The organism is Pseudomonas sp. KBS0707 (genome assembly GCF_005937945.2).
Taxonomy (GTDB): domain Bacteria; phylum Pseudomonadota; class Gammaproteobacteria; order Pseudomonadales; family Pseudomonadaceae; genus Aquipseudomonas; species Aquipseudomonas amygdali.
The window spans coordinates 3,608,809-3,629,719 of record NZ_CP041754.1 but is presented as its reverse complement, the minus strand read 5'-3'; the positions used below and the strand labels follow the sequence as shown (position 1 = coordinate 3,629,719).

Annotated in this window: 16 protein-coding genes and 2 pseudogenes; 17 read left to right on the top strand and 1 reads right to left on the bottom strand. The window is 58.2% G+C overall.

Going from position 1 to position 20,911, the window contains the following annotated elements:
* Window positions 1-167: 167 nt before the first annotated feature.
* From iolC to FFH21_RS16930, 16 genes and pseudogenes are all read left to right on the top strand, one after another.
* Window positions 168-2,104, top strand: a pseudogene (gene iolC / locus FFH21_RS17000) (5-dehydro-2-deoxygluconokinase).
* Window positions 2,105-2,150: 46 nt separating this feature from the next.
* A pseudogene (iolE, locus tag FFH21_RS16995) lies at window positions 2,151-3,057 on the top strand (myo-inosose-2 dehydratase).
* A gap of 13 nt (window positions 3,058-3,070) precedes the next feature.
* Window positions 3,071-3,880, top strand: a complete 810-nt coding sequence (gene iolB, locus FFH21_RS16990; protein WP_011169004.1) for a 5-deoxy-glucuronate isomerase — start codon at window positions 3,071-3,073, stop codon at window positions 3,878-3,880.
* Between the two features lie 28 nt (window positions 3,881-3,908).
* Complete coding sequence (locus tag FFH21_RS16985) at window positions 3,909-5,411, top strand: CoA-acylating methylmalonate-semialdehyde dehydrogenase (protein WP_004665737.1); 1,503 nt, start codon at window positions 3,909-3,911, stop codon at window positions 5,409-5,411.
* Window positions 5,412-5,446: 35 nt separating this feature from the next.
* A complete protein-coding gene (locus FFH21_RS16980) occupies window positions 5,447-6,277 on the top strand; it encodes a TIM barrel protein (RefSeq protein WP_011169003.1) in 831 nt (276 codons plus the stop codon).
* 58 nt (window positions 6,278-6,335) lie between these two features.
* The gene (gene iolD, locus FFH21_RS16975) at window positions 6,336-8,273 is read left to right on the top strand and encodes a 3D-(3,5/4)-trihydroxycyclohexane-1,2-dione acylhydrolase (decyclizing) (RefSeq protein WP_011169002.1); all 1,938 of its coding nucleotides are present in this window, start codon (window positions 6,336-6,338) and stop codon (window positions 8,271-8,273) included.
* A 67-nt stretch (window positions 8,274-8,340) separates the two neighbouring features.
* Entirely contained in the window at window positions 8,341-9,351 is a 1,011-nt protein-coding gene (locus FFH21_RS16970) for a Gfo/Idh/MocA family protein (RefSeq protein ID WP_002554084.1), read from the top strand.
* Between the two features lie 51 nt (window positions 9,352-9,402).
* Complete coding sequence (locus tag FFH21_RS16965) at window positions 9,403-10,263, top strand: sugar phosphate isomerase/epimerase family protein (protein WP_011169000.1); 861 nt, start codon at window positions 9,403-9,405, stop codon at window positions 10,261-10,263.
* 66 nt (window positions 10,264-10,329) lie between these two features.
* Window positions 10,330-11,349: a Gfo/Idh/MocA family protein gene (locus FFH21_RS16960; protein WP_011168999.1), complete on the top strand. Its 1,020-nt coding sequence runs from the start codon at window positions 10,330-10,332 to the stop codon at window positions 11,347-11,349.
* 247 nt (window positions 11,350-11,596) lie between these two features.
* Window positions 11,597-11,767 (top strand): hypothetical protein, encoded by a 171-nt coding sequence (locus FFH21_RS30015; protein ID WP_155007526.1) that lies wholly within the window; start codon window positions 11,597-11,599, stop codon window positions 11,765-11,767.
* Window positions 11,768-11,808: 41 nt separating this feature from the next.
* Window positions 11,809-12,750, top strand: coding sequence for a sugar ABC transporter substrate-binding protein (locus FFH21_RS16955; RefSeq protein ID WP_011168998.1), 942 nt, complete (start codon window positions 11,809-11,811; stop codon window positions 12,748-12,750).
* Between the two features lie 63 nt (window positions 12,751-12,813).
* Entirely contained in the window at window positions 12,814-14,391 is a 1,578-nt protein-coding gene (locus tag FFH21_RS16950) for a sugar ABC transporter ATP-binding protein (RefSeq protein WP_011168997.1), read from the top strand.
* Window positions 14,392-14,438: 47 nt separating this feature from the next.
* Window positions 14,439-15,464: an ABC transporter permease gene (locus FFH21_RS16945; RefSeq protein WP_011168996.1), complete on the top strand. Its 1,026-nt coding sequence runs from the start codon at window positions 14,439-14,441 to the stop codon at window positions 15,462-15,464.
* Window positions 15,465-15,768: 304 nt separating this feature from the next.
* Entirely contained in the window at window positions 15,769-16,173 is a 405-nt protein-coding gene (locus FFH21_RS16940; RefSeq protein ID WP_002554078.1) for a TraR/DksA C4-type zinc finger protein, read from the top strand.
* A 176-nt stretch (window positions 16,174-16,349) separates the two neighbouring features.
* Window positions 16,350-17,954, top strand: a complete 1,605-nt coding sequence (locus FFH21_RS16935) for a methyl-accepting chemotaxis protein (RefSeq protein WP_011168995.1) — start codon at window positions 16,350-16,352, stop codon at window positions 17,952-17,954.
* A gap of 283 nt (window positions 17,955-18,237) precedes the next feature.
* Window positions 18,238-19,722 carry a DUF2235 domain-containing protein gene (locus tag FFH21_RS16930; RefSeq protein WP_004665730.1) on the top strand — a complete coding sequence of 495 codons (1,485 nt, stop codon included), beginning with the start codon at window positions 18,238-18,240 and terminating at the stop codon, window positions 19,720-19,722.
* A 28-nt stretch (window positions 19,723-19,750) separates the two neighbouring features.
* On the opposite strand, the gene FFH21_RS16925 is transcribed toward FFH21_RS16930, so the two are convergent.
* On the bottom strand, window positions 19,751-19,981 hold the full coding sequence (locus tag FFH21_RS16925; protein WP_004656835.1) for a DUF2789 domain-containing protein: 231 nt from the start codon (window positions 19,979-19,981) through the stop codon (window positions 19,751-19,753).
* Between the two features lie 445 nt (window positions 19,982-20,426).
* Between FFH21_RS16925 and FFH21_RS16920 the strand changes: the two genes are divergently transcribed.
* Window positions 20,427-20,894 carry a hypothetical protein gene (locus FFH21_RS16920; RefSeq protein ID WP_002554073.1) on the top strand — a complete coding sequence of 156 codons (468 nt, stop codon included), beginning with the start codon at window positions 20,427-20,429 and terminating at the stop codon, window positions 20,892-20,894.
* Window positions 20,895-20,911: the final 17 nt, after the last annotated feature.

Below are 20,911 nucleotides of genomic sequence, written 5' to 3'. Positions count from 1 at the left end.
TGTGCATTGTGCCAGCACTTGAATAGCGGTATGGAAAAAATATTCCACTAAAAATAATTATAGAATAAATATTGATTGATGAGGCTCGACGTTTTACGCTGCATTCACAAAGCAGCGTGTACACATGATGCAGGCGCTGCAGGCTGATAAAAATAACAGGAGCCACCATGGGCCAGACACGCTTTGCCACTGGGCGTCAGTTGGATCTGATCTGCCTCGGACGCCTGGGCGTCGATCTTTATGCGCAACAAGTAGGTGCGCGGCTGGAAGACGTTTCCAGTTTCGCCAAATACCTGGGCGGCTCATCGGCCAATATCGCATTCGGTACTGCCAGGCTGGGGCTCAGGTCGGCCATGCTGAGCAGGGTAGGTGATGACCATATGGGTCGCTTCCTGGTCGAGTCGCTGGCCCGCGAAGGCTGTGATGTCAGCGCTATCAAGCGCGATCCCGAGCGCCTGACCGCCATGGTGCTGCTGGGGCTGAAAGACCGTGAAACGTTCCCCTGGTGTTCTACCGCGAAAATTGCGCCGACATGGCTTTGCGCGCCGAGGACATCGACGAACAGCAGATCGCGTCGAGCAAGGCGCTGCTGATCACCGGCACGCATTTTTCTACCGATCAAGTGTTCAAGGCCAGCAGCCAGGCGCTCGACTACGCCGAAAAGCACGACGTCAAACGCGTGCTGGATATCGATTATCGCCCGGTGCTCTGGGGCCTGGCGGCCAAGGCTGATGGCGAGACACGGTTTGTTGCCGATCAGAAGGTCAGTCAGCATGTGCAGCGCATCCTGCCGCGTTTTGAGCTGATTGTCGGTACTGAAGAAGAATTTCAGATTGCCGGCGGCTCTACCGATTTGCTCACTGCCCTGCGTACCGTGCGCGAACTGACGGCCGCGACGCTTGTGGTCAAGCTCGGCCCGCAAGGTTGCACAGTGATTCACGGTGCGATTCCTGCGCGGCTTGAAGACGGCGCAATCTACCCCGGCGTGCGGGTTGAAGTGCTCAACGTGCTGGGCGCTGGCGATGCGTTCATGTCCGGTTTTCTCAGCGGCTGGCTCAAGGATGCCAGCGACGAGCGCTGCTGCCAGCTGGCCAATGCCTGTGGCGGGCTGGTGGTATCGCGCCATGCCCGCGCGCCTGCGATGCCGACGCCTGCCGAACTGGATTACCTGTTCAGCAGCCCGCACCCCATTACCCGGCCTGATCAGGATGTTGTCCTGCAACGGCTGCATCAGGTCAGCGTGCCACGCAAGCTGTGGCGGCAGTTGTTCATCTTCGCCTTCGATCATCGCGGCCAACTGGTCGAGCTGGCCCAACAGGCCGGGCGCGACCTGAGCAGCATCAGCCAGCTCAAGCAACTGTTCGTGCAGGCGGTTGAGCGGGTCGAAGCCGGCCTGCGCCAGCGTGGCATCGAAGCCGATGTCGGGCTGCTTGCCGATCAGCGCTTCGGTCAAGATTCACTTAACGCTGCGACCGGTCGCGGTTGGTGGGTGGCGCGTCCGGTGGAAGTGCAGGGTTCAAGACCCCTGGCGTTCGAGCATGGCCGCTCCATCGGCAGCAATCTGCTCGCCTGGCCGCAAGAGCAGATCATCAAGTGCCTGGTGCAATATCACCCCGATGACGAGCCCATGCTGCGTCTGGAACAGGAAGTGCAGATCAAGGCGCTCTACGACGCGTCGAAAGTCAGTGGTCACGAACTGCTGCTGGAAATCATTCCACCCAAGGATCACCCCTCGTCTCATCCTGACGTGATGGTCAGGTCGCTGAAGCGTTTGTACAACCTGGGCATCTACCCGGCGTGGTGGAAGATCGAGGCGCAGAGCGCGCAGGTCTGGCAGCAGCTGGACGAGTTGATCCAGCAGCGCGATCCGTATTGCCGTGGCGTGGTACTGCTCGGGCTCAATGCGCCTGTCGAAGACCTCGCTGCCGGTTTTGCCGAAGCACGACACAGCCGCGTCTGCCAGGGTTTTGCCGTCGGCCGGACCATATTTCGCGAGCCAAGCCGGGCCTGGATGGCCGGGGAAATAGACGATGCGGCGCTGGTCAGTCGGGTGCAGAGCACCTTCAACTGGTTGATCGAGTCCTGGCGCGAAAGCCGCGCCTGACTCTTTCTTGATCTGACGTCGCGATAACAACAAAAAAGGTGCAGCCATGCCCGTTTCTATTTCCACACCCAGGATCCGCATCGGCATCAACCCGATCTCCTGGAGCAACGATGACTTGCCGGCCCTCGGCGGAGAGACGCCACTGAGCACAGCCTTGAGCGAAGGCAAAGCCATTGGTTACGAGGGCTTCGAGCTCAACGGCAAATTTCCGAAAGATGCCAAGGGCGTCGGCGATGTGCTGCGGCCCTATGATCTGGCGCTGGTTTCCGGCTGGTATTCAAGCCATTTGGCGCGGCGCTCGGTGGCCGAAGAAATCGAAGCCATTACCCCCGCATGTGCAATTGCTCGCCGAGAATGGCGCTTCGGTACTGGTGTACGGTGAAGTGGCTGACTCGATTCAGGGGCAGCGCATTCCGTTGGTTGAACGACCGCGTTTTCACACCGATGCAGCCTGGCTTGAATATGCCGAAAAACTCACCGAACTGGCGCGTTTCACCCTGTCCCGAGGGGTACGCCTGGCGTATCACCACCACATGGGCGCTTACGTCGAGTCGCCACAGGATATTGATCGGCTGATGACACTGACCGGCAAGGAAGTCGGACTGCTGTTCGATTCGGGGCATTGTTACATGGGCGGCGGCGAGCCTTTGCAGGTGCTGAGCAAGCACATCGAGCGTGTTTGCCATGTGCATTTCAAGGATGTGCGCAAACCTGTGGTGCAACTGGCGCGCAACAATCTCTGGAGCTTTCCGGACTGCATCATCAATGGCACGTTCACGGTGCCAGGCGACGGTGATATCGACTTTTCTGCGCTGCTCAAGGTGTTGTTGCAAGCCAGCTACAGCGGCTGGCTGGTGGTCGAGGCCGAACAGGACCCAGCGGTAGCGCCGAGTTATGTGTATGCCAAAAAGGGCTATGACACCTTGCGCCAACTGCTGGCCGATGCGCAATAAGGAGGATTGAACCATGAATCTGCTGACCAAGAGCAAACCCCAGGGCCGTGACATCGTGGCGCTGGCGCCCGGCTCGCTCGAGTACGTGAACTTTGCCGCCTACCGACTGGAGGGCGGTGAGCGCCTGCCTCTCGCTGCAGAAGAAAACGAACTGTGCGTGGTCTTGCTGGCCGGGCACGCCAGCGTGAATGGCGAAGCACCGGGGCAGGGCGCTTTCAGTTGGGAAAACATCGGCGACCGGCAATCGGTGTTCGAGGAAAAATCGCCGTTTGCGGTCTACCTGCCACCGCATAGTCAGGCAGAGTTCGTTGCGCGTGGTCCGCTGCATCTGGCCGTATGCACGGCGCCGGGCGATGCGGGCAAACAGCTTGCGGCGCGGCTGATCATGCCGGGCAGCATGAAACGCAGCGTACGCGGCAAAGGGGCAAACACCCGTTACGTGTGCGACATTCTGCCGGACAGTGAACCGGCGCATTCGCTGCTGGTGGTCGAGGTACGGACTCCTTCGGGACATTCGTCCAGCTACCCGCCGCACAAGCACGACCGGGACAATCTGCCCCACGAGAGCTTTCTCGAAGAGACCTACTACCACCTGGTCAACCCGCCGCAGGGTTTCGTTTTCCAGCGGGTTTACACCGACGACCGCAGTATCGATCAGGCCATGGCCGTGGAAAACAATGATCTGGTGACAGTGCCCAAAGGCTATCACCCGGTGTCTGTGCCCTACGGTTACGAATCGTATTACCTGAACGTGATGGCCGGTCCGACACGCGCCTGGCAGTTCCACAACGACCCGCAGCACAGCTGGCTGCTGGATCTTTGATTTCCCCTTTTTACTCTGGAGGCATGAGATGAACGAGTCACCGGTAATCGGCCATTACATCAACGGACACCTGAATGACGGCGATGGTGAGCGTTACAGCGATGTCTTCAACCCGGCAATCGGCACTGTTCAAGCGCGCGTTGCGCTGGCCAGCGTGAAAACCGTGGATGAAGCGGTCGCTTCGGCCAAGGCTGCTTTTCCCGGCTGGGCCGATCAGTCCTCGCTGCGCCGGGCGCGGGTCATGTTCAAGTTCAAGGAATTGCTGGACCGGCACCACGACGAGCTGGCGCAGATCATTTGCCGCGAGCACGGCAAGGTGCTGTCCGATGCGCGTGGTGAAGTGGTGCGCGGTATCGAGATTGTCGAATTTGCCTGCGGTGCGCCCAGCCTGCTGAAAAGTGATTTCAGCGACAACATTGGCGGTGGTATCGATAACTGGAACCTGCGTCAGCCACTGGGCGTCTGCGCCGGGGTCACGCCGTTCAACTTTCCGGTCATGGTGCCACTGTGGATGATCCCTATGGCATTGGTGACCGGCAACTGCTTCATCCTCAAACCTTCCGAGCGTGATCCGTCGGCCAGCCTGCTGATGGCGCGCCTGCTCAAGGAGGCCGGTCTGCCTGATGGCGTATTCAACGTGGTGCAGGGCGACAAGGTCGCGGTCGATGCCTTGCTGCAGCACCCTGACATCGAGGCCATTTCGTTCGTCGGTTCGACGCCGATTGCCGAGTACATCCACCAGCAGGGCACGGCCCATGGCAAGCGCGTGCAGGCGCTGGGCGGGGCCAAGAATCACATGATCGTGATGCCCGATGCGGACCTGGATCAAGCCGCCGATGCCTTGATCGGGGCGGCGTATGGTTCGGCGGGTGAGCGCTGCATGGCGATTTCCATTGCAGTGGTGGTAGGCGATGTCGGCCAGCAACTGATCGACAAGCTGCTGCCGCGCATCGATCAGCTCAAGGTCGGCAATGGCATGCAGGCCGATTCGGACATGGGGCCGTTGGTCACCGCCGTGCACAAAGCCAAGGTAGAGGGTTTCATCGATCAGGGCGTCAAAGAGGGGGCGAAGCTGATTGTCGATGGTCGCCACTTCAAGGTGCCGGGTGCCGAGCAGGGCTTTTTCGTCGGGGCGACGCTGTTCGACCACGTCACGCCGCAGATGCAGATATACAAGGAAGAAATCTTCGGCCCGGTGCTGGGCATCGTCCACGTCGCGGATTTCGCCAGTGCCGTCGAGCTGATCAACGCACACGAATTCGGCAACGGTGTGTCGTGCTTTACCAGCGATGGTGGTGTGGCCCGTGCGTTCGCGCGGACCATCAAGGTCGGCATGGTCGGTATCAACGTGCCTATCCCGGTGCCCATGGCCTGGCATTCGTTTGGCGGCTGGAAACGTTCACTGTTTGGCGATCACCACGCGTATGGCGAAGAAGGCCTGCGCTTTTACAGTCGCTACAAGAGTGTCATGCAGCGCTGGCCGGACAGCATCGCCAAAGGCCCCGAGTTCAGTATGCCGACTGCCAAATAGCCTTCATCAATGGAATGTTGCGGAGAACAAGAACAATGAACCAACCTCTGCGTTTCGCCCTTAATCGAATGGTCGCGCCGCGCCTGTCTCTGGAAGGTTTCGTCGATCTGGCGGTGAAGCTGGGTGCCGATGCCATCGAGATTCGCAACGACCTCAAGGGTATCGAGATCGAGGACGGCACTGCACCCCAGGTCGTTCGTGACCTTTGCGCTGCCCGGGGGGTAAAGGTGCTGTCCATCAACGCCCTGTACCCATTCGATGTCTGGAATGAAGAGCGCGCAGCCCAGGCGACGAAGCTGGCGCAGTACGCTCGCGACTGCGGTGCGCGCGGTCTGGTGCTATGTCCGCTCAATGACCGTGCAGATCCGCGTAACGGCGCGCAGCGCGCTTCGGGGTTGCGCACCGCGTTGACAGCGTTGGCACCGATTCTTCGTGAGCACGGCATTCTCGGCTTCGTCGAACCGCTGGGCTTCGAGGAGTGCTCGTTGCGCCTCAAACGTCAGGCGGTGGACGCAATCAGGGCGGTGGGTGGGCTGGACGTTTATCGGCTGGTTCATGACACCTTTCACCACCACCTGGCCGGTGAGGTCGAGCTGTTTCCAGAGTTGACCGGGCTGGTGCATATCTCCGGTGTCGAGGATGCGCAGGCACCGCTCAACAGCATTCGCGATGGCCATCGCGTGCTGGTCGGCGAAGCTGACATTCTGGGTAATGCATCGCAGATCGAGCGTTTGCTGGACAGCGGCTATGAGGGCCATCTGTCGTTCGACCCATTCGCCGAAAGCGTCCATGCGCTGGCCGACATCCCTCAGGCGATAGCGGCGAGCATGACGCACTTGTCACGAGCCGTTTCGCAGCGTCACTGACGTCAGCCGTCAGGCCGCCTCAAACCCTGGCCACCTCAAACAACAACAAGGTGCGAACATGAGTACAACCCGACTGACCATGGCCCAGGCCCTGGTGAAGTTTCTCGATAATCAGTACGTCGAAGTCGACGGCGTGCAGAGCAAATTCGTCGCTGGCATCTTCACCATTTTCGGGCATGGCAACGTGCTGGGTCTTGGGCAGGCGCTGGAACAGGACAGCGGCGACCTGGTGGTTCATCAAGGCCGTAACGAGCAGGGCATGTGCCACGCCGCCATCGGTTTTGCCAAGCAGCACCTGCGGCGCAAGATCTACGCGTGCAGCTCTTCGGTCGGGCCAGGCGCGGCGAACATGATCACCGCCGCCGCAACCGCCTCGGCCAACCGCATTCCGTTGCTGCTGTTGCCGGGGGACGTCTACGCCAGCCGCCAGCCTGACCCGGTGCTGCAACAGATCGAGCAGTTTCACGACCTGAGCATCAGCACCAACGATGCGTTCAAGGCGGTGAGCAAATACTGGGACCGTATCAACCGTCCCGAGCAGTTGATGAGCGCAGCGCTCAATGCCATGCGCGTACTGACCGACCCGGCTGATACCGGTGCCGTCACGCTGGCGCTGCCTCAGGATGTGCAGGCCGAGGCCTACGATTATCCGGACAGCTTCCTGCAAAAACGTGTGCACCGTATCGACCGCCGCCCGCCCAGCAAGGCCATGCTTGACGACGCGTTGAAGCTGCTGGCCGGCACGCGCAAACCGCTGCTGATCTGCGGTGGTGGCGTGCGTTATTCCGGCGCAGCCGATGCCTTGCAAGCCTTTGCCGAGCGCTTCGATATCCCGTTCGCCGAAACCCAGGCAGGCAAGAGTGCCATCGTTTCGGCGGACCCGCTGAACATGGGCGGCATCGGCGAAACCGGCACGTTGGCGGCCAATCGGTTGGCGAAAGAGGCGGACCTGATCATCGGCGTCGGCACCCGCTATAGCGATTTCACCACCGCGTCGAAATGGCTGTTCCAGAACCCGGATGTGCAGTTTCTCAACCTCAATGTTGGTGCCTTCGATGTGCAGAAGCTGGATGGCGTGCAGGTCCTGGCTGATGCGCAGGTGGCATTGCAGGCACTGACCGAAAGCCTGCGAGCCAGCGGTTACCATGCTGCCTGGGACGATGCGCCGCAGACAGCCCGTGCGCAGCTGGATGCCGAGGTTGATCGCCTGTATGCGGTCGAGTACCAGAGCGAGGATTTCGTCCCGGAAATCAACGATCACCTGGATCCGGCCGTGCTGCGCGAGTTCATCGAGCTGACCGGCTCGTGTCTGACCCAGAGCGGCGTACTGGGCATCCTTAACCAGAACCTGCCTGCTGACGCAGTGATCGTTGCGGCGGCGGGCAGTTTGCCGGGCGACCTGCAGCGTGCCTGGCGCAGCACCGGGGTCGACACCTATCACGTCGAATACGGCTATTCATGCATGGGCTATGAGGTCAATGCCGCACTGGGCGTCAAGCTCGCTGCGCCGCACCGCGAGGTTTTCGCGCTGGTCGGTGATGGCTCTTACATGATGCTCCATTCAGAGCTGGCGACCTCGATTCAGGAGCGGCGCAAGATCAACGTGGTGTTGCTGGACAACATGACCTTCGGTTGCATCAACAACCTGCAGATGGAGCACGGCATGGACAGTTTCGGCACCGAGTTCCGCTTTCGCAATCCCGACACAGGCAAGCTCGACGGCGACTTTGTACCGGTGGATTTCGCCATGAGCGCTGCCGCCTATGGCTGCAAGACCTATAAGGTCAGCACCGCCGAACAACTGCGTCAGGCGCTCGTCGATGCGCAACGTCAGACGGTCTCGACGCTGATCGACATCAAGGTCCTGCCCAAGACCATGATTCACAAATACCTGTCGTGGTGGCGTGTCGGCGTTGCCGAAGTATCAACGACCGGCACCACGGCCCAGGTGTACGAAAAACTCAACCGCGAACTGGCCAAGGCTCGACAGTACTGATCACTGTTTATCGTTCAGCGCCCGTGACCCGTTCACGGCAACATCCAATAAAAAAAGGAACATGAAAATGGCATTGAAACTCGGCGTGATCGGTACAGGCGCAATCGGTCAGGATCATATCCGGCGTTGCAGCAAAACGCTGGTTGGCAGTCAGGTGGTAGCGGTCACCGACATCAACCTGGAGCAGGCAGCCAAAGTGGTGCGCGAGCTGGACATCGGCGCCGAAGTGTATGCCGATGGCCACGCGCTGATTGCCGCGCCCGACGTCGAGGCGGTGCTGGTCTGTTCCTGGGGCCCCAGCCATGAAGAGTACGTGCTGGCGGCCATTGCCGCAGGCAAGCCGGTGTTCTGCGAAAAGCCTTTGGCCGTTACCGCCGAGGGTTGCCGGCACATTGTCGAGGCCGAGATCGCCAGCGGCAGGCGTCTGGTTCAAGTGGGCTTCATGCGCCCCTATGATCAGGGCTATCGCGCCCTGAAATCGGTGATCGACAGCGGCCGTATCGGCGAACCGCTGATGCTTCACTGTGCGCACCGCAACCCTCGGGTCGGCGAGAACTACAAGACCGACATGGCGATCACCGACACGCTGATTCATGAGCTCAATGTGCTGCGCTGGCTGCTCAACGATGACTATGTGTCGGTACAGGTGGTGTTCCCGCGCAAGACCAGCAAGGCCCTTGCGCACATGAAAGATCCGCAGATCGTGATGCTGGAAACGGCCAGAGGCACGCGCATCGACGTCGAAGTGTTCGTCAACTGCCAGTACGGCTACGACATCCAGTGTGAAGTGGTCGGCGAGAGCGGCATTGCCAAACTGCCTGAGCCTTCTCAGGTGCAGTTGCGTAGCGAAGCGAAATTGTCCAACGCGATCCTGATGGACTGGAAAGACCGGTTCATTGCCGCCTATGACGTCGAGTTGCAGGACTTCATCGATGGCGTTAACGCCGGCACGATTTACGGACCTTCTGCCTGGGATGGCTATGCCGCTGCGGTGGCCGCCGATGCCTGTGTGCAAGCGCAGAACAGTGGAGCGGTCGTGCCGATTGCCCTGGAGATGCGTCCCGCGTTTTATGACTGACAGAGGTGTCTGGAATCAGGCTGTCTTTCAAACAGTAAAAGGGAGGGCATCATGCGCATCGCACTGGATCCTTATATGTATCGCCACCTGTCGCTGGGTGCGATGGTCGATAAGACGGCGGAACTGGGCTACGACTATGTAGAGCTTTCACCGCGCGAAGATTTCATGCCGTTCTACAAGTACCCGCGCGTGGATCGTGCGCGAATCAGGGAGTTTCGCAAAGCCCTGAGCGATGCTGGTGTGAAACTCTCCTCGCTGTTGCCGCTGTACCATTGGGCTGCGCCGGATGAGGACTTGCGTATTGCAGCGGTGCGCAACTGGAAGCGCGCCATTCAGGTGGCCGTGGAAATGGACTGCGACCTTATGAATACCGAGTTCAGCGGACAATCCGATCATGCACTGGTGTGCGAAAACCAGTTCATGAAATCCATGGATGAACTGATGCCGTACTTCGAGCGAGAAGGCATCCGGCTCGATATCCAGGCGCATCCTTATGACTTCTGCGAACGTAACAACGAGTCAGTCGACATCATTCGCGGTCTGGACCGGGACTGGATCAATTACCTGTATGCCGCGCCACACACCTTTTTCTACGATGATGGCGTGGGGGACATTGCCTCCATGCTGCGGTACGCAGGTGACAAGCTCACCCACCTGATCATTGCCGACACCTATAATCACCGGGCTTCGTCCAACCTGCGCTACATCGTCAACCCGCCTGGCGTCACGGCAACGGTGCATCAGCATCTGGACATCGGGCAGGGCGAGGTGGACTGGGACGCGTTCTTCTCGACATTGCGGGACATTGATTTCGACGGTATTGCCACAGTGGCCGTATTTGCCTGGGAGGAGCGTGCAGATGAATCGAGCCGATTCATGCTGGAGCGGGTCAAAAGCGAGCTGCTTCGTTGAAACGGTGGCATCCAATACACGACCGATGGCTGCGGCCATGAGGTTCATGGACTACAGGAGATATCCATGCGAGCAGGGCTGGTGGGCTACGGCAAAGGCGGGCGTTACTTTCATGCAACGCTGATTTCGAGTTTGCCCGGTGCCACATTTGCAGGCGTTGTCACCCGTTCACCCGAGCGAAAACAGGAAGTGGTCAACGATCATCCCGGCGTGGCAACCTTCGACACGCTGGCTGAGCTGGTCGCTGCCGGGGTAGATGTGGTGGTGATTTCCACGCCCCTGGCTTCGCGCCGAGCGTTGATCCTTGAAGCGATAGAGCTGGGCGTCGGGGTGGTCAGCGACAAACCCTTTGCCAGCGACGCCGCCCAGGCGCGCGAGCTGGTGGAAGCGGCCGAACGGCGTGGCGTCCTGCTTAGTGTTTATCAGAATCGGCGCTGGGATTCCGACTTCCTCACCGTACGCAAGTTGATCGACAACAAGGCGCTGGGGCAGATCAGCCGGTTCGAGTCCAGTATCGAGCGCTATTCGCCACGCTCGGCAGGCAAGGCCAGCGGTGGTGGCATGCTGTGTGATCTGGGCAGTCATCTGGTGGATCAGGCACTGGTACTGTTCGGGCCGGTCGAGCGGGTGTATGCAGAATTGCAGTTCGCTACGCCGCAAGACGAACTGGACCACACGTTCTTCGTGTCCTTGAGGCATGCCAGCGGTGTGACTTCGCACCTGTCAGGCAGTTGTCTGCAAAATACCCCCAAGCCGCGTTTCAGGGTCAGTGGATCAAAGGGCTGTTACAGCGTCGAAGGGCTGGACGGTCAGGAGGAGGCTGCGTTTGCCGGCCTCACGCCACGGTCCGAGGGCGAGCGCTGGGGTGTCGAAGAGCATCGGCGCTGGGGCTGGTTCGAGCAGGGCGACCATCGCGAGCGTGTGCCTTCGGAGCGCGGTTGCTGGCTTGAGTTCTACCGCCTGTTGCAGAGCGCCGTTGAGGAGCAGGGCGGTAATCCGGTTGATCCTCATGATGCTATCGCATCGGCACAGGTCATGGATGCAGCTCGCTTGAGCGCCAGTGAAGGGCGGGTTGTGGTGTTGTAATCATCGCGTGCCACGCTGCACATTCAAGCCTGCCATCGGACAAAGCCCGACGCCTGACAAGCGTCGGGCTTTGTCGTATGTGCAGCCGAATAAAAATGAAATGGAATAAAATTCTAAAATAAGTTGAATTGGAAAATATCTTCCAATAGAGTCTTTTTCAGGTTACCGACTATCGAATCACTCGGGCTTTGAAGGTCTTTCAAGTCACGAGATGCACACCAACAAAAACAAAAGATAGGTACTGTCGATGAAAACCCCTACCTCTGGCCTCACCGCCAAGCGTTCTGCCACCTCTTCATTCTGGATTCGGACCATGGAGCGATTTCTCACAACCGTTGCCCGTGGCATGTGCGTGCAACACAAGGACGCGCAACTGTTCTGCATTCCCGGAGCGACCGGGATCCGCCTGTCACGCTGATTCGCTGCATCCGAACAACAATAATTTGGAGACAGATCCTCATGAAGACCAAGATTGCTTTGACCTCATTGGCCATGGCGCTGATGTTGGGCAGCGGTGCAGCTTTGGCCGATATCAAGATCGGTGTGGCCATGTCGCAGTTCGATGACACCTGGCTGACCTACCTGCGTGACGACATGAATGCCAAGGCCAAAGCCATGTCCACGACCGAGAAAGTGGACCTGCAGTTCGTCGATGCCCGCGCGGACGTCAACAAACAGCTCGACCAGGTCAAGGACCTGATCAACAAGAAAGTCGACGCCCTGATCGTCAGTCCTGTCGACAGCGCTGCCACTGCACGGATCACCAAGGACGCGGTCGCCGCAGGCATCCCGCTGGTCTACGTCAACCGCCGCCCTGACGATCCGAAACTGCCAGCAGGCGTCGCCACCGTTACGTCGGATGACATGGAGGCAGGTCGACTTCAGGCGCAATACATCGCCGACAAACTGAAAGGCAAGGGCAGTGTCATGATTCTTCTGGGTGACCTGGCCAACAACTCCACGCAAAACCGCACCAAGGGCATCAAGGAGGTGTTGGCCAAGTACCCGGACATCAAGATAGATCAGGAGCAGACCGGCATCTGGCTACGCCAGAAGGGCATGGACCTGACCAACGACTGGCTTACCCAGGGCCGTAAATTCAACGCGGTGCTGGCCAACAACGATGAAATGGCCATTGGCGCGGCGATGGCGCTGAAGCAGGCAGGCGTGGATGTGGATAAAGGCAGCGTGTTAGTCGCCGGTGTCGACGGTACGCCAGACGGGCTCAGCGCCGTTACCAAGGGCGACCTCGCAGTCTCCGTTTTTCAGGACGCCAAGGGCCAGGCCGACGGGGCGATTGATGCCGCCGTGAAAATGGCGAAAAAGGAAAAGGTCGAGCCCCAGGCGATCATCATCCCTTATCGCCTGATTACGCCTGAAAACGTCGCCACCTTCAAATAACAGCAATCGGCAGGCCAGGGAGGATCGTTCCTCCCGCAGCCTGCCGCTTGAGGAGTTGTGATCATGTTCGGTTCAGCTACTGCCAACCCGCCCGCACAACGCGATCTGCCGTCCAGTGACAGCGATAGCCCGACGCCGGATGCCCAGCCGCCTTATCTGCTTGAAATCAGCCATATCAGCAAGGGCTTCCCCGGTGTCATCGCGCTCAACGACGTCCAACTGCGTGTGCGCCCTGGCAGCGTGCTGGCGCTGATGGGCGAGAACGGTGCCGGAAAGTCAACGCTGATGAAAATCATCGCTGGCATCTACCAGCCGGACTCGGGCGAAATCCGCTTGCGTGGCAAGCCGATTCGCTTCGAGACGCCACTTTCGGCCTTGCAGGCCGGCATTGCGATGATCCATCAGGAGCTGAACCTGATGCCGTTCATGAGCATCGCCGAGAACATCTGGATCGGTCGCGAACAGCTCAACGGTCTGCACATGGTCGATCACCGGGAAATGCACCGCTGCACTACCGAACTGCTGGAGCGCCTGCGCATCAGGCTCGATCCCGAAGACCTGGTGGGCAACCTGAGTATCGCCGAGCGGCAGATGGTCGAGATCGCCAAAGCTGTGTCATATAACTCGGACGTGCTGATCATGGATGAGCCGACTTCGGCCATCACCGAAACCGAAGTCGCTCACCTGTTTTCGATCATCAACGACCTGCGCGCTCAGGGTAAAGGCATCATCTACATCACCCACAAGATGAACGAAGTCTTCGAGATTGCCGACGAAGTAGCGGTTTTTCGCGACGGCGCCTATATCGGCCTGCAGCGCGCCGAAAGTATGGACGGCGACAGCCTGATCACCATGATGGTGGGGCGTGAGTTGACCCAACTGTTTCCCGAGCGGGAAAAGCCGCCAGGCGAAGTGCTGCTTTCAGTCAGCAACCTGTGCCTGAACGGCATTTTCAAGGACGTGAGTTTCGATTTGCGTGCCGGAGAGATTCTTGGCATTGCCGGATTGATGGGGTCGGGCCGGACCAATGTGGCCGAGACCCTGTTCGGCATAACCCCCAGCGACAGCGGCGAGGTACGCTTTGATGGCACTACGGTACACATTGCCGACCCGCATCAGGCCATTGAACTGGGTTTTGCGCTGTTGACGGAAGACCGCAAGTTGACTGGGCTGTTTCCATGCCTGTCGGTGATGGAAAACATGGAAATGGCCGTGCTTGCCAACTATGCCGGCAACGGTTTCGTGCAACAGAAGGCACTGCGTGCGCTGTGCGAGGACATGTGCAAAAAACTTCGGGTCAAGACCCCGTCACTGGAGCAGTGCATCGACACCTTGTCGGGCGGTAACCAGCAGAAGGCGTTGCTGGCACGCTGGCTGATGACCAATCCCCGGCTACTGATTCTGGATGAGCCCACCCGCGGCATCGACGTAGGGGCCAAGGCGGAAATCTATCGCCTGATCTCCCTGCTCGCCAGTGAAGGCATGGCCGTCATCATGATCTCTTCAGAGCTGCCGGAAGTCCTCGGTATGAGCGACCGGGTGATGGTCATGCACGAAGGCGAAATGATGGGCATCCTCGATCGAGGCGAAGCGACCCAGGAAAAAGTCATGCATCTGGCCTCCGGCCACAAGGTTCATTGAGTTCGCACTACAGGGCTCGGTAGAAGAAGAACAAAAGGGGAACGAACATGAGCAACGCGATTTCGCAAAACAAACCAGCCTTGGCACCGACCAGGAACAAACGGCGGCTGCCAACCGAGCTGAGTATTTTTCTGGTGCTGATCGGTATAGGTCTGATCTTTGAGCTGTTTGGCTGGATCGTCCGTGATCAGAGCTTTCTGCTCAACTCCCAGCGTCTGGTACTGATGATCCTTCAGGTGTCGATCATCGGCTTGCTGGCCATCGGCGTGACTCAGGTGATCATTACCACAGGCATCGACCTGTCGTCCGGTTCGGTGCTGGCACTGTCAGCGATGATTGCCGCGAGCCTGGCGCAAACCTCGGACTTTTCCCGGGCGGTATTTCCTTCCTTGACCGACCTGCCCGTGTGGATTCCGATCGTGGTCGGGCTCGGAGTCGGGCTGCTGGCGGGTGCCATCAACGGCAGCATCATTGCCATAACCGGTATTCCGCCATTCATTGCCACGCTGGGCATGATGGTCTCCGCGCGTGGCCTGGCGCGCTTCTACACCGAAGGTCAGCCGGTGAGCATGCTCTCTGACTCCTACACGGCTATCGGACAGGGCGCGATGCCGGTGATCATCTTTCTGGTGGTGGCGGTGATCTTCCACATTGCCCTGCGTTACACCAAGTACGGCAAATACACCTACGCCATCGGCGGCAACATGCAGGCTGCGCGTACTTCCGGGATCAACGTCAAGCGCCACCTGGTTATCGTCTATAGCATCGCCGGGCTGCTGGCCGGGCTGGCAGGGGTGGTTGCCTCGGCACGTGCCGCAACCGGGCAGGCCAGAATGGGCATGTCCTATGAACTGGACGCTATCGCTGCCGCAGTCATCGGCGGCACCAGCCTGTCCGGTGGAGTAGGGCGAATCACCGGCACTGTGATCGGTGCGCTGATTCTCGGCGTAATGGCCAGTGGTTTCACCTTTGTCGGCGTAGACGCTTATGTTCAGGACATTATCAAAGGCCTGATCATTGTAGTGGCGGTGGTAATCGATCAATATCGCAACAAGCGCAAGACCAAGCGCTGATATTCAATAATCTGCATCAAAGGGCCTTTTCAGGCCCTTTTGTGCGTTGAATGTTGCAGGAACCGATTAGCTGTCAGCAGGTCAGAGCCTCATCAAGCAGCATGCTGGCCGTGTCTTTCGCCCGCATTTCAAGGGTTTTACGGCAATTGTTGTACAAAAATCCTTCAATTGTGTTGCCGAGCCCGCTAGCCGGCCTTAGACTGCCGCCCCTCGTAAATTGAGTGCCAGGTGGCGCTTGGAGATTATTGGTTTGCACGGCAACGTCAAGCCGCTCCTCAATGCACGTTTTTTTATAGAGAAATAAATGACAAAGGAAAAGTTGCTGGCCATGCCGGCCGATGACTACATGAACGCCGAGCAGCACGCTTTCTTCGTCGAGCTGTTGCAGGGCATGAAGGTCGAGATCCACGAGCGAATCGAGCAGAGCCGTATTGCGATCGAGAGCCTGGACACGCCTGCCGACCCTGCAGACGCCGCTTCGGTTGAAGAGGAGCGTCACTGGCTGGTCAATGTGATCGACCGCGACCAGCGCATGCTGCCCCAGTTGGAAATGGCCCTCTCGCGTATTGCCGACGATACCTTCGGCTGGTGCGATGACAGCGGTGAGCCAATCGGCCTGAAACGCCTGCTGATCAGCCCGACCACCAAATATTGCATCGAGGCGCAAGAGCGCCACGAGCAGATCGACAAGCACCAGCGCCAGGCCTGATACGCAGGCAGCAGCTGAGTGACCGAACAGGGAGGCAAGCGATTGCCTCCCTGTTTTGTTGTGCCCGGAATTTGTCCAAAACGTATTGCTCGCTACGACCAACGGGGCATGGCATAAGGCCGTTATCTAGCGTTTAATAAACGTAATAATGATAAATACAGATGGGGTGACGCAGCATGGCCGAGAACCTATCCATGGCAGCCGGATTACCACTGGCCGATGCTCGCGGCGCTGCGTCGAAGTGGTGGGTGCCAGCGGTGCAAAGTGTCGTGTTGTGCCTGCTCTTCGCCGCCATGAGCGTTATCGGTTTGTCTCTTTATATCGTCATTCCCGCAGCGCTGCTGGTCGCCTGGCTGCCGCTTTTGTTGCGCAGAAGGCAGCCTGGCCTGCAAGTCGAGGCAAGTGACAGTGATATCGCGCTGCTGACCCGCGACCTGTCGCGCACCACTAGCCACAACGCACTGTCGGCTGCTCAGGTGGCATTTTCTGTCGGGCAACTGGCGGGCAAGGTGCAGTCGCAGCTGGGTGCTGCCGGACAGATAGTCAACAGCGCCGAACAGATGATTGCGACCGAGCAGCAGACTGCCCAGTTGAGTCAACAGGCATTGGTTGCAGCCAGTGAGGCGCGCCAGCGCAGCGAATCGGGAAGCGGCGTTCTGAATGAGTCCATCGAGCGCATGCACCTCTTGAGCAAGCGTGCTGTCGGCAGTCGTGAGTTGATCGAGGCGTTGAGCCAGCGCAGTGAAGAAATCCAGCGTGTGACGCTGGTCATTCAATCTATCGCCAGCCAGACCAACCTGCTGGCGCTCAATGCGGCCATCGAAGCTGCCCGGGCAGGTGAGCACGGGCGCGGTTTTGCGGTGGTCGCTGACGAAGTACGCGGGCTTGCGGGCCGTACTGCCAGTGCTACCGGGGAAGTCGGGCAGATGGTGGCCGATATCCAGCAACGCACCGCACAGGTGGTGGAGCAGATTCGCGAGCTGTCTTCTGATCTCGATGCGGGGGTCGAGCAGGTCGAGCTGACCGGACAGCATCTGGGCAATATCGCCCGGCTTGCGATTGAGGTGGAAAGCCAGGTCAGCGAAATTGCTCAAGGCGCGAGGAGCAACCAGGACCAGTTGGCCAGCCTGTTCGATGCTGTCGAGCACATGCGCAGTGATCTTGCCGTCAGTGATGAACAAACCCGGCAACTGGCCAAAGCCTCAGTACAGATGGAGGGGCAGGCCGAGACCATCAGCCAGCGGCTGGCTCAGGTCGGTCTGGATGACTATCACCAGCGTATCTATGACCTGGCCCGCGAAGGTGCGCGGCTGATCGCGGAAAAATTCGAGGCTGACATTGTGCAGGGGCGCGTCAGCCTGGATGACTTGTTTGATCGCAACTACAAACCCGTCCCCAATACCTCACCCACCCGCTTTACCACGCGTTTTGATCGCTACACCGATCAAGTATTGCCGGCATTGCAAGAACCGTTGCTTTCGCGCCATGAAGGTCTGGTATTCGCTATTGCCTGCACGCAGCAAGGTTATGTGCCGACGCACAACAACGCTTTCAGTCAGCCTTTGACAGGCGATGCGACGGTGGACAATGCGCGTAATCGAAGCAAGCGCAAGTTCGATGACCGTACCGGCATTCGCTGCGGCAGCCATCAACAGCCTGTCCTGCTGCAAACCTACACGCGGGACACTGGCGAGTTGATGCACGACCTGTCCGTGCCTATTGTGGTCAACGGGCGACATTGGGGTGGTCTGCGCCTTGGGTATAAACCGCAAAGCCGCTGATTTTTTTAAACAGGCGGCTCAGGTTAGATCAAGTATTAAATAACCTGCCCGGCTGGTTTTTCTGTTTGGTGAAATTGCGGGTTCTGAAACCCGTTTGCACAAACGTGTAGGTGTTTGTTTATAAATAATAAATACCTGACGACAGAAGTTGTAGGAATACTCTGAATACGCGCTGCATGACTTGACTGATCACCGTCTTTAAGCAAGCTGTTTAAATCAACGTTATTTACGTTTTGATTTAAGTGCGGCCTTTTCTTGGTCTGCCTCTAAGGATGGAAAAGATATGAGCGATAAATGGAGTGTCGAACAAACAGCAGCAATCTCGGATGTGGTAACGCGGCGTGTTACCGCACGGATCGGAATTTTCTTCGACGGCACGGGAAATAATCGCGTCAACAGCCAGATCGGGGCTGACTGTCAGGCATTGATTGAAATGAATGGTGGTCAGCACATTAAAGAGTGTGCGGGTCGTCATGTTCATCCTGGCAGTAGTTATAGTAATGATCTGAGTAATATAGCCAGGCTGGTTGATCTTTATCGGCTGCAACGTGTCGCCGAAAATGACAGTGCAGGCTTGAAGGTGTACTACCCGATCTATGTAAGCGGGGCGGGTACTACCTCCGGCGGGCGTGATTCGGTATGGCCGGGACAGAGTTTCGGCCGTGGCACCACTGGTGTGATATGCAAAGTGGAAAATGCATTCAGAAAGCTTGAAACGGTATTGAAGGCATTTCCACACGACAACCCGGATTGTGTACTGGAAGCGCTTGAACTGGACGTATTCGGCTTCAGTCGAGGGGCTGCGTCGGCCAGGCACCTGGCCAACGAAATCCTGAAACAGCGGGCAGGAATGCTTGAGCCGATACTTCAAAGCCGCAAAGTCAGGCTGAGTGAGCATTTCAGCTGGCGCAACGGCAGTGTACAGCTCAAGGTTATCGGCCTGTTCGACACGGTCGCCGCCATCGGCAGTTTCAGGGATATGGGCAATACCCGGGACGCGAGCAACAGGAGGGTCAATCTGTACCTGCCGCCGGGTTGTGCCCAACAGGTGCTGCATCTGGTTGCTCGTGATGAATCACGGCGCAACTTCGCGCTTAACAGCGTCCTGCCGGAATGGCCGAAAGAAATCGTTTTACCCGGTGCCCATTCCGATATCGGCGGTGGTTATCCTCCTCAGATGGAAGAAAGCGTGTTGCTCACGCGTCCGCAAAGCAGCCTGGTCAACCGTGACAGCCCGTGTGAGGCGGCGCCTTGCTGGAAGAACGCCCAGGCCCTGTTAAGTGCCATGAGCCGGGATGACTGGATCGACCCGCTGGACAGACAGGCATTTCTGAGGGTTCAGACCTGCGAAAGCAAATGTTATCCGTGCAGAAAAAACCTGAGTGGCATGAAAACGATCGTTGCTGCAGTGGGTATGAACCGCCAGGTCTTTGGTCACTTGTCGAGGGTGTCGTTACAGGTCATGCATGCACTGGCCTGTGATGAGGGGGTACCTTTCGACCCGGTGCCGAACAGCCCTGAATTTCAGCTTCCTCCCGAGCTCGAAGGCATTTCAGCCCGCCTGATCGATTATGCGCGAGGCGGGCCTTACTTACTGGACAGTCATGAAGAGCAGCTATTGCGCTGGCGCTATATCCATCAGTCTGCGCACTGGAACGCAGTGGTGGGCAGAATGGGCACCTTTAGTGACGCTGTTTTTGTGCATGCCCCGCAACCGGGTGGCAGGACATTGCACCCCAATGTCGGCCAGCCCGGTTATCCGCAATAGGAATCAACGCCCGAGTGGTTCACTCGGGCTATTTGTGAAGGCGCACATTCAGTTCGTCGACCACCATCGCCCATTCGGCATCCTCATGCAGCTGTTCCTTTAAAAAGTCAGCCTGCTGCGGCGTCCAGAAGTCGGCATCAATCAGCTTCACGTCGTCAGGCAGTGGGTGCTTGGCGATGAACGCTTCGATGCTCTCATCGTCCGATTCCAGTCCCAATTGGGTGAACAGGTCGTTGATGGTCGTTGTAGTCTGTTCCATGTCATCTCCTCGCCGGGGGATATCCCCGTCTTCATCAGTTCTTATGGGAGTGGCCGACGTATGCAAGAGTTCGATGCATTTGGCCGTGTGAGAAGATGGCCTTTTGTGCTCTGCCTACAAGTGATATGTTTCCAGTATCGCCGAATGCACATTGATCGCCTGGCTGGAACCCGTCCAGCCTTTAAGTCGTGGTCAAGCTGGCCGCCGGTTTCAGGGCTCCAGCGCTTTTGCGACACTGCAGTGTACAAAAGGTATATATCCCGTAGCTGCCATGAGCCGGTAGAATCCGCCACCCGCCTGCACAAGGTTTGCGGTGGCGCTTTCAGCGCTTCCGCGTGCAGCGTGCCGGAAAAAATCCGGTCGCTTGACGCGGTCTATGGATTAACCACTTTCTTGACTGCCCTGACATCAGGCAGCCTCATTTTTATGTTTGAGGGTTTGTACTTTGGCTGTAAGTAATCTGGATACCCATGCCTTGTTCGTGCTCGGCGATCTCCGCGCACAGTTGGTCAAGCAGTTTCAGTCCCGTTTTGTCTACATCACCGAGCAGTCAGCCGAAGGTATTTATATCGCTGAAATCGACACCGAAACCGCTCTGGTCGTCGATGACAAGCCGCGCCTGGAGCTCAAGGTGGGCGATCATTTCCGCGCGTCGGTATTGCCAAGCCGTGAAGGCGGCAAGCTCGAATTGAAATTCCGTGAAATCAAAATGACTGTGTATGGATTGGGCGAATATGCATTCGTCGATATCCCTGAAGGCCACGGCATTGTGTTCAAGGAAGGTCAGGCTGTGGTCATGGTGTTTGCCGCAAAAGAGCAGCTGCAGACCGGTATGAGCAAGGTTCTCAAAGGCGCAGTCGGCAAGGCCGCCAAATGGCGCAAGGGCGAGCTGACCTTCAAGGCCAGCGAGTAACGCTGGCCAGGCTGAAG